Below are 12,329 nucleotides of genomic sequence, written 5' to 3' on the forward strand. Positions count from 1 at the left end.
CGAACTCGTGGCGCCCGGCGGTCAGTTCACCGCGAGTACCGCATCAGCGCCCGCACCATGTGGCACGTCGTGTCCGACGGCGGGTGGATGCCGATCCGCTCGGCCGTGGAGCGGATCCTCTCGTTGCGGGCCTGGTTCGGGACGAACACGCCCGAGTCGAGCAGGGCGATGGCGAGGCGCATGGCCTTGAGGCGGCGGTTGTGCGAGATGTACCACTCACGCGGGCGGCCCGCGGGCAGCGGGTGCTTCTCGACGGGGGCGTACGGCAGATCGAACAGGACAGCGGACACAGGCGGACCTCCCGTTGTCAGGACGCCGCCGGGGATGTGTCGAAACCCCCCGGCGACACCCTCGAACACTGCTTCTATTCTACTACCCGCCACTGACAAAAGCCCCTGATCAAAGGCCATTTGAGGGGCCTCCCGGCGCTTCTGCGGGGGTACCGTGGGGCGCATGGAGATCTGGATCAACCCCGCCTGTTCCAAGTGCCGCAGCGCCCTCACGATCCTCGACGCGGAGGGCGCCGACTACACCGTCCGCCGCTACCTGGAGGACGTCCCGAGCGAGGCCGAGATCACCGAGGTGCTCGGGCGGCTCGGCCTGGAGCCCTGGGACATCGTCCGCACCCAGGAGGCCGCCGCGAAGGAACTGGGCCTCAAGGAGTGGCCGCGCGACGAGGCGTCCCGGGGCCGGTGGACCGCCGCCCTCGCCGCCCACCCCAAGCTCATCCAGCGGCCCATCATCACGGCCGACGACGGTACGGCGGTGGTGGCGCGGACGGAGGAGGCGGTACGGGGGACGCTGGCGAAGTGAACTGAGTGACGGGGCGGGGGAGTTACGTACTGAGGGGCGACACAACTTCATAGGTCCCGTCGCTCGCGGCCACGAGCGGCGGGACCGTCTCCGTGCGGAGCCCGGCCGGCTACACCCCCGGCGCACCCCACACCGGGAACCACCGGCTGAGGTCCTGCTCGACCCTCAGGTCGTTCACGAGAGCCGCCTTGACCCGCAACTCCAGCGCGTTGTCCCTGCGTTGGGCGTCCCCCAGCGGGGCGAACGGGTAGAACGTGCCCCGCTTGTAGAGGTACACCAGCGCGAGTCTTCGCCCGTCGGCGTCCGTGAACCCCGCGAGCGAGCACAGGAGTTGCGGCCCGAACCCGTTGACCTCCATCGAACTGTTCACCGCGTGCAGGTCGTTGACGAGCGCGGCGAGGTCGTCGGGGGAGCGCCGCGAGACGAGCCAGGAGTAGCCGTACGTGTCCCGGGTCAGCTCGACCGGCGGCCCCGTACGGTCCGTGTCCGCGTCCAGGAGCGCCTGCACCTCCCGGTGCGTCTGGTCGAACGCCGCGCCCTCGACCGTCGCGAAGCACACCGCCCCGACGCCGGTCGGCATGAGCCCGGCCGCCGCCTCCAGGGTGACCGCCGCCGAGGGCAGCGCGAAGAGCTGGTCCAGGTCGGGTACGACCGGCTTGGTCCGGCCCAGCAGGATGTCCAGCAGCCCCATCAGTCCGTCTTTCCCAGTGGTTCACCCAACTCGGTGGAGATCCTGCCCAGTTGCTCCAGCCGCTGGTCCAGGCTCGGGTGGGTCGAGAAGTACTTGGCGAATCCCGGCTCCGAGCCCAGCGCCGGGGTGAAGTAGAACGCGCTGAACGCCTGCGCCGTCCGCAGGTCCTTCGAGGGGATGCGCGCCATGTCGCCGTCCACCTTCGTGAGCGCCGACGCCAGCGCCGAGGGGCGGCCGGTCAGCAGGGCCGCGGCGCGGTCGGCGGCGAGTTCCCGGTACCGGGACAGAGCGCGGATCAGCAGGAAGCTCAGCGCGTACACGGCCATCGAGACACCCAGCACGGCGGCGAAGACGGCGATGGTGTTCTGGTCCTTGCGGTCCCGCCCGCCGAACATCTGCGAGTACAGCGCGAACCGCACGATCAGCCCCGCCATCACCCCGAGGAACGAGGCGATCGTGATCACCGCGACGTCCTTGTGCGCCACGTGCGACAGCTCGTGCGCGAGCACACCCTCCAACTCCGCCGGCTCCAGCCGCCGCAGCAGCCCCGTCGTCACACACACCACCGCGTTGTCGGGGTTGCGCCCCGTCGCGAACGCGTTCGGCATGTCCATATCGGATACGGCGACGACGGGCTTCGGCATGTCCGCGAGCGCGCACAGCCGGTCCACGACGGCGTGCAGCTCGGGATACTCCTCCCGCTCCACGACCCGCCCGCGCATCGCGAACAGCGCGATCCGGTCCGAGAACCAGAACTGGGCGCCCAGCAGCGCGGCCACGACCACCACGACCAGCACCCACGACTTCAGCAGCACGATCAGGGCAGCGACGAACCCCACATACAGCAGCCCCAGCAGGAACATCGTGACCGTCATCCGCACGGTCAACTGCCGGTCGCTCCGAAAACGGCTCCGCATCTGCATCACCCCGCAGTCAGGCACTCGCCCCACTGCCCAGTGTGCTCGTGACCACCCCATGAACGGTCCCTGAACAGCCCCACTCCAGGCAAAGGCTCCCGCGGGCCTCTAGAACCCCTGGAACCCGCTGTACCCCAGAGCCAGGATCGCGACGGCGATACTCCCGAACACCACCACCACGGACACCCAAGGCCCCCGCCGCACGACAGGCACCCGCAACCGCCTACGCCGCCTGGCGGGCTCCCCCCGGAACGGCACGGCCTCCGGCGGCTGGTCCTTCCACTTCGCCGCCAGCATCCGCGCCCGCGCCGACGGCTCCTTGTGCTCGGCCCCGTCGGCCCACCGAAGATCGAACTCCCGTTCCTCGTCAGCCATACGGAAACGATACGACGGCACCCCCGCCCTGAGGAACTGCTGTCAGGGCGGGGGTGCCGTCGTGAAGAACGGTCCGGTCACACGTCGTAGTACAGCTCGAACTCGTGCGGGTGCGGACGCAGCTGCAGCGGCGCGATCTCGTTCGTGCGCTTGAAGTCGATCCACGTCTCGATCAGGTCGGACGTGAAGACGTCGCCGGCGAGGAGGAACTCGTGGTCCGACTCCAGCGCGTCGAGGACGGCGTTCAGGGAGGTCGGGACCTGGGCGACGCCCGCGTGCTCCTCGGGGGCCAGCTCGTAGAGGTCCTTGTCGATCGGCTCGGCCGGCTCGATCTTGTTCTTGATGCCGTCGAGGCCCGCGAGCAGCAGGGCGGAGAAGGCGAGGTACGGGTTGCCGGAGGAGTCGGGCGCGCGGAACTCGACGCGCTTGGCCTTCGGGTTGGAGCCCGTGATCGGGATACGCATCGCGGCGGAGCGGTTGCGCTGCGAGTACACCAGGTTGATCGGGGCCTCGAAGCCCGGGACCAGGCGGTGGTAGGAGTTCACCGTCGGGTTGGTGAACGCCAGCAGCGACGGCGCGTGCTTGAGGATGCCGCCGATGTAGTAACGGGCGGTGTCCGAGAGGCCCGCGTACCCGGCCTCGTCGTAGAACAGCGGGTCGCCGTTGGCCCACAGCGACTGGTGGACGTGCATGCCCGAGCCGTTGTCGCCGAAGATCGGCTTCGGCATGAAGGTCGCGGTCTTGCCGTTGCGCCAGGCGACGTTCTTCACGATGTACTTGAAGAGCTGGAGGTCGTCGGCCGCGGCGAGCAGCGTGTTGAACTTGTAGTTGATCTCCGCCTGGCCGGCCGTGCCGACCTCGTGGTGCTGGCGCTCGACCTTGAGGCCGGACTTCTCCAGCTCCAGGGAGATCTCCGCGCGCAGGTCGGCGAAGTGGTCCACCGGGGCGACCGGGAAGTACCCGCCCTTGTAGCGGACCTTGTAGCCGCGGTTGTTCTCGACCGCACCGGTGTTCCAGGCGCCGGCCTCGGAGTCGATGTGGTAGAAGCTCTCGTTCGCGGCGGTGGAGAAGCGCACCGAGTCGAAGACGTAGAACTCGGCCTCGGGACCGAAGTACGCGGTGTCCGCGATACCGGTCGACGCGAGGTACGCCTCGGCCTTCTTCGCCACGTTGCGCGGGTCACGGGAGTACTGCTCGCCCGTGATCGGGTCGTGGATGAAGAAGTTGATGTTCAGCGTGGTGTCACGGCGGAACGGGTCGATCTTCGCGGTGTCGAGGTCCGCGCGCAGTGCCATGTCCGACTCGTGGATGGCCTGGAAACCGCGGATCGACGAGCCGTCGAACGCCAGCTCCTCGTCCGGGTCGAACGCGTCGACGGGCACGGTGAAGTGCTGCATCACGCCCGGCAGGTCGCAGAAGCGGACGTCGACGAACTTGACTTCCTTGTCCGCGATCAGCTTCTTGATGTCGTCGGCGTTCTGGGACATCCAGCTCCTCCTACTCCCGGCCGTTTCCCGGGCCGGGGTGGTAGTTCGTTCGTGCGGCCAGTGCGGTGGCACACGCTCGTCCCGACCCTAGGGACGGGTGATTTCTCGGGCGTGACCCATTTGTTTCACCGAAGTTAACCGGACCCCGCCGCCCTGACCACACCGCCCTGACCACACCGCCCGCCCCACCCGGCCGCCCGGTTCCACCCCACCTGTCGGCTTCCCCGGACCCGCCCAGTACCGTGGACGGGTGGACAAACGGCAAGCACTCGGATCCTGGCTCTCCGGACCCCGCGCGGCCCTGGAGGAAGCCGGTGTCGACTTCGGCTACCGGGGCAAGGACCTCGGCCTCCCGGAGGACGGCCCCGGTTCGCTGGCCCGCCCCGGCCGCCGGCTCGGCGCGCTCGCCGTCGACTGGGGCCTGAGCGTCTTGATCGCATACGGCCTCATCACGGACGGCTACTCGCCGGCCACCAGCAACTGGGCCCTGCTGGTCTTCTTCCTCCTCGGCGCCCTCACGGTCACGACGATCGGCTTCACCCCCGGCAAACGCCTCTTCGGCATCCGCGTCCTCCACCTGCCCACGGGCACGGTCAACCCGCTACGGGCCCTGATCCGCACGGTCCTGCTGTGCCTGGCGATCCCGGCGCTGGTCTGGGACAAGGACGGCAGGGGGCTGCACGACAAGCTGGCGAGAACCGTCGAGGTACGGATCTGAGCCACCCCGAGATACGAAGAACCCCGGAGGGAGTCTCCGGGGTTCTTTCGTGCCAGAAGCGTGCCAGAAGCGGTCCTAGCGGTCCTAGCGGCCCTTGGGCCCACCCTTCGGCAGCTTCATGCCCTTCGGCATCGGCCCCTTGGGAAGCGGCATGTTGGACATCAGGTCCCCCATCGCCTTCAGCCGGTCGTTCGTCGCCGTGACCTGCGGCCCGGTCAGGACCCGCGGGTACTTCAGGAGCGTCGTCCGCAGCTTCTTCAGCGCGATCTGCCCCTCCTCGACCCCCACGATCACGTCGTGCACCGGAACATCCGCCACGATCCGGTTCATCTTCTTCTTCTCGGCGGCCAGCAGAGTCTTGACCCGGTTCGGGTTGCCCTCGGCGATGAGGACGATCCCGGCCTTGCCGACAGCCCGGTGGACGACGTCCTGGCTGCGGTTCATCGCGACGGCCGGCGTAGTCGTCCAGCCCCGCCCGATGTTGTCGAGGACGGCGGCGGCGGCCCCCGGCTGCCCCTCCATCTGCCCGAACGCGGCCCGCTCGGCCCGCCGCCCGAAGACGATCGCCGTACCCAGGAACGCCAGCAGGAAACCGAGGATCCCGAGGTAGATCGGGTGATCGATCCAGAAGCCGATCGCGAGAAAGACACCGAAGATGAGGAGGAAGACGCCCGCGAGCACCAGGCCGATCGTCTTGTCGGCCTTACGGGTCATCTTGTACGTCAGGGCGATCTGCTTCAGTCGCCCGGGGTTCGCGGATGCTGCCGCGCTGTCACTTCTCGCCATGCCAGAAGTCTACGTGCCCCCTGCGGGGCCCTCGCGCTCAGGGACGGACGGAGCTGACCGCTTCGAGGACGCGCTCGGCCTCGACCCGGTCCTTGGCGCGGCGGCGGTCCTCCAGCACGGAGGTCCACGCGTTACGGCGGGCGGTGCGCTGTCCGCTGCTCAGCAGCAGCGACTCGACGGCGCGCAGGGCGTCGGTGAAGGTCGGGATGGCGGTGGCACGGACGGGTGCGGCCTGCATGGTGAGGTCCCCCCTCGGAGCGGCTTTGGGTATGGGCCTACGTGATGTGACATCAGCGTCACTGATTGGTGTTACCAGGGCGTGACCGACCGGTCAAACACCGATGAAACGTTGATACGACCCCGAAAACTTTCAACGCGGCCCCGGCAACGCCCTCAACTGCGAGGACGTCCGGGGCCGCGTCGTCTCGGCCATTACCGGCGAGTAGGTTCTTGTGCGGGAATTCACACGGCTGGAGTTACGAAAGGGGAGTCGGCCAATCCGATGGTCGGAGCGTCACACGGCCTGCGAGGCGATGTACGCACCCCGCTTCTCGACGGCCATCTGGTAGAGCCGCCCGGCGCGGTACGACGACCGCACCAGCGGCCCCGACATGACCCCGGAGAACCCGATCTGCTCGGCTTCCTCCTTCAGCTCCACGAACTCGTGCGGCTTCACCCACCGCTCGACGGGGTGGTGCCGTACGGAGGGCCGCAGGTACTGCGTGATGGTGACCAGCTCGCACCCGGCGTCGTGCATCTGCTTCAGCGCGTCGGTGATCTCCTCGCGGGTCTCACCCATGCCGAGGATCAGGTTCGACTTGGTCACCAGGCCGTAGTCGCGGGCGGCGGTGATGACCTTCAGCGAACGCTCGTACCGGAACCCGGGCCGGATCCGCTTGAAGATCCGCGGCACGGTCTCGACGTTGTGCGCGAAGACCTCCGGCCGCGACGCGAAGACCTCTTCGAGCAGCTCCGGTACGGCGTTGAAGTCGGGCGCGAGCAGCTCGACCTTCGTACGCCCGTCCGCGCGGCCCGCCGTCTGCTCGTGGATCTGCCGCACGGTCTCGGCGTACAGCCACGCCCCGCCGTCCTCCAGGTCGTCGCGCGCGACGCCGGTGATGGTGGCGTAGTTCAGGTCCATCGTGACGACGGACTCTCCGACCCGGCGCGGCTCGTCCCGGTCCAGCGCCTCGGGCTTGCCGGTGTCGATCTGGCAGAAGTCGCATCGCCGGGTGCACTGGTCGCCACCGATGAGGAACGTCGCCTCCCGGTCCTCCCAGCACTCGTAGATGTTGGGACAGCCGGCCTCCTGGCACACCGTGTGCAGCCCCTCGCTCTTCACGAGGCCCTGCATCTTCGTGTACTCGGGACCCATTTTCGCCCGGGTCTTGATCCACTCGGGCTTGCGCTCGATGGGGGTCTGAGCGTTACGGACCTCCAGGCGCAGCATCTTGCGTCCGTCGGGTGCAACTGCGGACACGACCGGCTCCCTGTGCTTCGATTCTTCGGCGTACACCAGGGTACGCCCGTGCTTATCGGGCCCTGCTGAGAGCCCCAACCTCAGGTCGCGAGGGTTTGATTCCCGCCGAAGGCGGAGCTTTGTCTTTTAGGGGCGCGGGGAACTGCGCGAGCAACCACGACGGCGCCGCACCCGCCAGACGGCATCAGGCACCACCCCCTACGGCGTCAAACCGCGGCCCGCTCCACCTCACGCGGCTTCAGCTCCGCCTGCTCCAGCACATCCCTGAGATGCCGCTCAACCACCGGCAGCACCTCGGCGATCGTCACATCCCGCCCCAGCTCCTCCGCGAGCGACGCCACCCCCGCGTCCCGGATCCCGCACGGGATGATCCGGTCGTACCACTTGTTGTCGGGGTTCACGTTGAACGAGAAGCCGTGCATCGTGACCCCCTTCGCGACCCGGATCCCGATCGCCGCGATCTTCCGGTCCTCCCGCCGCTGCCCCGCGTTGGAGGGCGCGTACTCGGGCCCGTTCATCCGGGGGTCGAACTCCTCGTCGGTGAGCCGGGGGTCGAAGTCGAGGGACAGCCCGCCGAGGGACGGCCGCTGCTCGACGGGGTCGCCGAGTATCCACACCCCGCTGCGCCCCTCGACCCGGGACGTCTCGATGCCGAACTCCGCGCAGACCCGGATCAGCGCGTCCTCAAGCCGCCGCACATGCGCCACGACATCCACCGGCCGGGGCAGCTTCTGGATCGGATACCCGACGAGCTGCCCGGGCCCGTGCCACGTGATCTTCCCGCCGCGGTCCACATCGATCACCGGCGTCCCGTCGAGCGGCCGCTCACTGTCGACCGTCCGCCGCCCGGCCGTGTACACGGGGGGATGTTCAAGGAGCAGCACGGTATCCGGTACCTCGTCGAGGAACCGCGCCGCGTGCACCCGCCGCTGCTCGTCCCAGGCGACCTGGTAGTCGACCGCCCCGTCCCCGAACCCCATGCGGACGAACCGCAGCTCACTCACGGCAAACGCCTCCTCGACCTGGTAAGGCACGAAACGCCTCCACGCCACTGTACGACTGCCCCGCCCGCGTCAGCCCGACGGCCAATCCTCACACGATCGGATGAATGCCCCCCGGATAGTGCGACCGCTTGCTCACGCTCCGCTACATTCGCGCCGTTCACGAGGCCAACTGGGCTGCTCACAGGCAATCCGGGCACTTTCATCCGGGCACGTCACATGCCCGGAAGGCAGGAGACCGCACCGCAGATGACGGACCGACCCGCGCCGCGCACCCCCAACCGCCAGCTCGCCGCGCTCATCGCAGAAGCGGGGTTCTCCAACGCAGGACTGGCCCGCCGGGTCGATCAGCTCGGGCTCGAACACGGCCTGGACCTCAGATACGACAAGACGTCGGTGACCCGCTGGCTGCGCGGCCAGCAGCCGAGGGGTACGACGCCGGCGCTGATCGCCGAGGTCTTCACGAGGCGCCTCGGCCGCCGCCTGACCGCCCAGGACCTCGGCCTCGACGCCTGCGCCCCCGTGTACGCGGGCCTGGAGTTCGCCGGCACCCCCGAGGAGGCCGTCGACATCATCAGCGGCCTGTGGCGCAAGGACTCCGGCAGCCACGCCGAACTCCGCAAGATCGCCTTCACCCCGGCCGGCCTGGTCGTCCCCAGCCGCGACTGGCTGATCGGCCGCCCCGACGACAAGGTCGCCCGCGCCGAACCCCACCCCCGCATCCCCCCGCAGGGCCGCCCGGCCGTACCCCGCCAGCGCGAGCGGGGGGACCGGGGTGAACGGGGCGTCCGCGTCACCGGCGGCGACATCTCCGCCCTGCGCTCGGTCGGCGAACTTTTCCGCGCCCTCGACAGCCGCTACGGCGGCGGCCACGCCCGCCAGGCCCTGGTCCGCTACCTGGAGCACGAGTGCGAGCCCATGCTGCGGGGCGTGTACGGCGAGCAGACGGGCCGCCGCCTGTTCGCCGCCGCCGCCGACCTCACGCGCCTGGCGGGCTGGACGTCGTACGACATCGCCGCGCACGGCCTCGCCCAGCGCTACTTCGTCCAGGCCCTGCGCCTCTCCCAGGCGGCGGGCGACCGGGCGTACGGCGCGTACGTCCTCGTCACGATGAGCCGCCAGGCCGTCTACCTCGGACACGGCCGCGAGGCCGTCCAGTTGGCCCGCGTGGCCCAGCAGGGCGTGGGGGCGGCGGCCGCGCCCACCGTCCAGGCCCTGCTGCACGCGGTGGAGGCGCGCGGCCACGGCGTCCTCGGCGAAGTCCGGGCCTGCACCACGTCGTTGGTGCGCGCGGAACGCGCCCTGGAGGCGTCGAAGCACACCGGCGCGGAGGAAGTCCCGTACTGGGCCCGCTTCTTCGACGAGGCGCAGCTCGCCGACGAGTTCGCGCACTGCCACCGCGACCTCCACCAGTTCCGCGCGGCGGCCCAACACGCGGAACGCTCCCTGCACTTGAGGCCCGCGACCCAGGCCCGCAGCCGCCTCTTCTGCCGTGTGGTCCTCGCCACCGCCCGCCTCTCCCTCGGCGAACTCGACCAGGCGTGCCGCCACGCGGCGGAAGCGGCGGGCCAGGCCGCCGAGATGCGCTCCGCGCGGGCCGTGGAGTACGTCCGCGACTTCGAACGGAGGCTGGAGCCGTACAAGGACGCGGCGGCGGTGCGGGGTTACCGGGAGAAGGTGGCGGCGCTGGGGTGAAGTCGGCGTGCCGGGCGGCCCGTACGGACCGCCCGGCCGGGCCTCACCGGAACAGGCCCATCGCCTCCCGGAACTGCGCGTACGCCTCCCGGTACCGCTTGACCGCGACCAGGAACGTCGCCCGGTCGGTCAGCGCCCGCGCGAGCCACGCCGGATCGCCCAACTCCCGCGCCAGCTCCACGGACCGGTCGAACAACGGGGCGAGACGCTGCTCGACCCGGACCCTCGGACCGCCGTGGCACAGCGCCGACCGGATCGCCAACCGGTGCTGTACGACGGCGAGTTCGGCGAGCGGCGTGTCCGGTTCGGCGGCCGCGCGCGCCAACTCGTCGAGCCCGGCGGCGTACGTGTCGCGGACGTCGGGGGACCAGTCGGAGACGTGAGAGCCGAACGCCGGTGCGGGCGAGTCGACGGGCTCCAGGGAACGGGACGACAGGGCGAGGAGCGTCGTCCAGAACGACAGCAGGTCGCTCCAGCCGCGGCGCTCACCCGACTCGCCCAACTCCCGCAGCAGGCCCAGCGCTTCGGCCCGCACGGCGTCCGCGCCGACCGTCCCGGCCATCCGGGAGTGCCGCACCAGCGCCCACACGGTGACCGCCGCCGACCCCTCGCCCTTGGCGAGCTTCCCGCGCTGGACGTCGACGAGCCGCCCGAACGCCTCCGACGCCGCGCCGTGCTCGCCCGCCGCGTCGAGTTCGGCCGCCCACCGGGTCAACGCCCAGAAGGAGTCGTCCACTTCACGCCCGGCCACCTCCGCCGCCGCCGCGTGCCGCCCCTCCTCGGCGAGCACCACGGCCAGCCGTCCGCTCCCGTACGCGCGACTGTCCACCTGCCCCCGCTCGCACCCCTCCCGTCCGACGTCCGCCGCCTCCCGGCACACGGCGAGCCCTTCCTCCCGCCGCCCCGCCGCGAACAGCTCCCTCTCGTACGCCCCCAGCGCCCGCACCAGCACCTCGGTCCGCCGAGGCTCGGCCACGCCGATCTTCCGGGCCGCCTCGACGGCCTCCCCGCACAGCGCGAACACGATCTCCGGCCGCCCCTGGAATTCCCGCGCGTACGCGTACGACACCAACGCCGTGGCCAGCTTTCCCAGATAAGCCCGCGGGCTCACCTGCGCCAGTACCCGGTACGCCTGTACTTCCTCCCGCAGACTCCGCCTCCCTGATCCGAGCAACAACGTCCGAGCCCTCAACACCGCGTCCTGATCAACCGACTTGGAGTTCGCCATGCGGAAGATTCTGAATGCGGGAAATGCCTCGAACAAGGCCGGACAACTGTGCTGTCCGTCCTACGAAATCCTCGGCTGACCTGTCATGATGGGGACGGTTCACTTCTCGCGCCCCATTCACCGGCGCCACCCTGGAACATTAGAGGTTCCCGGCCCCCAGCACTTCCCGGACAGTTGCCCTCACAAGCAGGACGACCGAAAGGAAGCGTGGGGGAAATGGCAGGGAAATTCGGCTGGCCGGCGCGCAGGACCGCCGCGGCGGCGGCCCTGACGGCGGCGGTGGCCCTCGCCCCGATGATCGCCGTCTCCGAGGCCCAGGCCCTGGGCAACAACCGCGAGGTCCCCCGGAGTTGCGGCACCAACCGCGTCTCCAGCGGCTTCACGGGCTCCTACAGCTGGGCCCAGACCACCAAGGCGTCGGGGAGCTGCGCCGGCCGCCTCAGCGCGGCGCTGGAGCGCAACAACGGCGTGTGGACGACACGGGTGTACGGGAGCAGCAGCAGCGCGTACGCCACCGACACCAACAACGGCATCGCCGTCCGCTACGGCCTGCACTGGGGCTGCGACAACTGCAACGTGACCCGGTCCTGACCCGTGCGCGCGACGACGATCCTCGTCGCGGGAATCCTGTCCGCCGTCGTGGGCTGCGCACCGGCCCCCGACGGCGGGCGGGACACCGCGCTCCCCGGACAGCAATGGGCCCTCCAGGACGGAAAGGTCACCGCGGCGGAATACCGCACGGCGATGAACCGCTTCGTCACCTGCGTACGGGACGCCGGATATCCCGTGACCGACCCCGTGATCAGCCCCACGGACAATCTGACGCTGATCTACGACATCACGCCGAACGGCGACGCGGACACCTACAACAAGGCCGTCCAGACCTGCAATCTCGACCACCTTTCCCTCGTCGAACCGACCTACGTCGAGGCACAACCCCAGCTGATGGCAGCCCCTTTGAGAGCGGCCGTCGCCAACTGCCTGGCACGGCAGGGCGTCCGGGTGACGTCCAAGGAGCGCAACCTCGCCGACTTCGCCGCCTCCGCCCACAGCGAGACGAAGGTCGTCGACTGCGTGACGAGCCAACGCGCCCGCGTCTACCCGGCGTTGCCCGCCGCCGTCCCCCTGCGCTTCTGAC

The 12,329-nt window shown here is 69.8% G+C and carries 15 protein-coding genes; 5 read left to right on the forward strand and 10 right to left on the reverse strand.

The genetic code is table 11. The features are described 5' to 3' along the window. Positions 1–26: 26 nt before the first annotated feature. Positions 27–290: a hypothetical protein gene (locus tag ACLZOT_RS02685; RefSeq protein WP_416967043.1), complete on the reverse strand. Its 264-nt coding sequence runs from the start codon at positions 288–290 to the stop codon at positions 27–29. Between the two features lie 163 nt (positions 291–453). Between ACLZOT_RS02685 and ACLZOT_RS02690 the strand changes: the two genes are divergently transcribed. Then, positions 454–813, forward strand: a complete 360-nt coding sequence (locus tag ACLZOT_RS02690) for an arsenate reductase family protein (protein WP_416967044.1) — start codon at positions 454–456, stop codon at positions 811–813. A 109-nt stretch (positions 814–922) separates the two neighbouring features. On the opposite strand, the gene pspAB is transcribed toward ACLZOT_RS02690, so the two are convergent. From pspAB to glnA, 4 genes are all read right to left on the reverse strand, one after another. Continuing rightward, positions 923–1,504, reverse strand: a complete 582-nt coding sequence (gene pspAB / locus ACLZOT_RS02695; RefSeq protein ID WP_416967045.1) for a PspA-associated protein PspAB — start codon at positions 1,502–1,504, stop codon at positions 923–925. Next, complete coding sequence (gene htpX, locus ACLZOT_RS02700; protein WP_416967046.1) at positions 1,504–2,421, reverse strand: zinc metalloprotease HtpX; 918 nt, start codon at positions 2,419–2,421, stop codon at positions 1,504–1,506. The genes pspAB and htpX overlap by 1 nt, the downstream gene beginning before the upstream one ends. 108 nt (positions 2,422–2,529) lie before the next feature. Continuing rightward, complete coding sequence (locus ACLZOT_RS02705; RefSeq protein ID WP_416967047.1) at positions 2,530–2,796, reverse strand: hypothetical protein; 267 nt, start codon at positions 2,794–2,796, stop codon at positions 2,530–2,532. A gap of 77 nt (positions 2,797–2,873) precedes the next feature. After that, positions 2,874–4,283: a type I glutamate--ammonia ligase gene (gene glnA, locus ACLZOT_RS02710; protein ID WP_416967048.1), complete on the reverse strand. Its 1,410-nt coding sequence runs from the start codon at positions 4,281–4,283 to the stop codon at positions 2,874–2,876. A gap of 250 nt (positions 4,284–4,533) precedes the next feature. Here glnA and ACLZOT_RS02715 point away from each other — a divergent pair, with 250 nt between their 5' ends. Then, the gene (locus tag ACLZOT_RS02715) at positions 4,534–5,001 is read left to right on the forward strand and encodes an RDD family protein (protein ID WP_416967049.1); all 468 of its coding nucleotides are present in this window, start codon (positions 4,534–4,536) and stop codon (positions 4,999–5,001) included. An 84-nt stretch (positions 5,002–5,085) separates the two neighbouring features. Here ACLZOT_RS02715 and ACLZOT_RS02720 read toward each other — a convergent pair whose 3' ends face one another. From ACLZOT_RS02720 to lipB, 4 genes are all read right to left on the reverse strand, one after another. Next, the gene (locus tag ACLZOT_RS02720; RefSeq protein ID WP_416967050.1) at positions 5,086–5,787 is read right to left on the reverse strand and encodes a DUF4191 domain-containing protein; all 702 of its coding nucleotides are present in this window, start codon (positions 5,785–5,787) and stop codon (positions 5,086–5,088) included. A gap of 37 nt (positions 5,788–5,824) precedes the next feature. Beyond that, a complete protein-coding gene (locus tag ACLZOT_RS02725; protein WP_416967051.1) occupies positions 5,825–6,025 on the reverse strand; it encodes a hypothetical protein in 201 nt (66 codons plus the stop codon). A 276-nt stretch (positions 6,026–6,301) separates the two neighbouring features. Beyond that, complete coding sequence (lipA, locus tag ACLZOT_RS02730) at positions 6,302–7,267, reverse strand: lipoyl synthase (protein ID WP_416967052.1); 966 nt, start codon at positions 7,265–7,267, stop codon at positions 6,302–6,304. 206 nt (positions 7,268–7,473) lie between these two features. Continuing rightward, a complete protein-coding gene (gene lipB, locus ACLZOT_RS02735) occupies positions 7,474–8,271 on the reverse strand; it encodes a lipoyl(octanoyl) transferase LipB (protein WP_416967053.1) in 798 nt (265 codons plus the stop codon). A 246-nt stretch (positions 8,272–8,517) separates the two neighbouring features. On the opposite strand from lipB, the gene ACLZOT_RS02740 reads away from it, so the two are divergent. Further along, positions 8,518–9,963 carry a regulator gene (locus ACLZOT_RS02740; RefSeq protein ID WP_416967054.1) on the forward strand — a complete coding sequence of 482 codons (1,446 nt, stop codon included), beginning with the start codon at positions 8,518–8,520 and terminating at the stop codon, positions 9,961–9,963. Positions 9,964–10,006: 43 nt separating this feature from the next. Here ACLZOT_RS02740 and ACLZOT_RS02745 read toward each other — a convergent pair whose 3' ends face one another. Continuing rightward, positions 10,007–11,191 (reverse strand): hypothetical protein, encoded by a 1,185-nt coding sequence (locus ACLZOT_RS02745; protein WP_416967055.1) that lies wholly within the window; start codon positions 11,189–11,191, stop codon positions 10,007–10,009. 216 nt (positions 11,192–11,407) lie between these two features. On the opposite strand from ACLZOT_RS02745, the gene ACLZOT_RS02750 reads away from it, so the two are divergent. Both ACLZOT_RS02750 and ACLZOT_RS02755 read left to right on the forward strand, forming a co-directional pair. Continuing rightward, the gene (locus ACLZOT_RS02750) at positions 11,408–11,782 is read left to right on the forward strand and encodes a hypothetical protein (RefSeq protein ID WP_416967056.1); all 375 of its coding nucleotides are present in this window, start codon (positions 11,408–11,410) and stop codon (positions 11,780–11,782) included. Between the two features lie 3 nt (positions 11,783–11,785). Next, positions 11,786–12,328, forward strand: a complete 543-nt coding sequence (locus tag ACLZOT_RS02755; protein WP_416967057.1) for a hypothetical protein — start codon at positions 11,786–11,788, stop codon at positions 12,326–12,328. The last annotated feature ends 1 nt before the right edge of the window (position 12,329 follow it).

Source organism: Streptomyces sp. 4F14 (genome assembly GCF_048159485.1).
In the GTDB taxonomy this organism is placed as follows: domain Bacteria; phylum Actinomycetota; class Actinomycetes; order Streptomycetales; family Streptomycetaceae; genus Streptomyces.

Coding starts and splice junctions, on each gene's coding strand:
- ACLZOT_RS02690 (WP_416967044.1), top strand. CDS start 454: ATGGAGATCTGGATCAACCCCGCCTGTTCCAAGTGCCGCAGCGCCCTC.
- glnA (WP_416967048.1), bottom strand. CDS start 4,283: ATGTCCCAGAACGCCGACGACATCAAGAAGCTGATCGCGGACAAGGAA.
- ACLZOT_RS02725 (WP_416967051.1), bottom strand. CDS start 6,025: ATGCAGGCCGCACCCGTCCGTGCCACCGCCATCCCGACCTTCACCGAC.
- ACLZOT_RS02720 (WP_416967050.1), bottom strand. CDS start 5,787: ATGGCGAGAAGTGACAGCGCGGCAGCATCCGCGAACCCCGGGCGACTG.
- ACLZOT_RS02705 (WP_416967047.1), bottom strand. CDS start 2,796: ATGGCTGACGAGGAACGGGAGTTCGATCTTCGGTGGGCCGACGGGGCC.
- ACLZOT_RS02745 (WP_416967055.1), bottom strand. CDS start 11,191: ATGGCGAACTCCAAGTCGGTTGATCAGGACGCGGTGTTGAGGGCTCGG.
- ACLZOT_RS02740 (WP_416967054.1), top strand. CDS start 8,518: ATGACGGACCGACCCGCGCCGCGCACCCCCAACCGCCAGCTCGCCGCG.
- ACLZOT_RS02750 (WP_416967056.1), top strand. CDS start 11,408: ATGGCAGGGAAATTCGGCTGGCCGGCGCGCAGGACCGCCGCGGCGGCG.
- htpX (WP_416967046.1), bottom strand. CDS start 2,421: ATGCGGAGCCGTTTTCGGAGCGACCGGCAGTTGACCGTGCGGATGACG.
- pspAB (WP_416967045.1), bottom strand. CDS start 1,504: ATGGGGCTGCTGGACATCCTGCTGGGCCGGACCAAGCCGGTCGTACCC.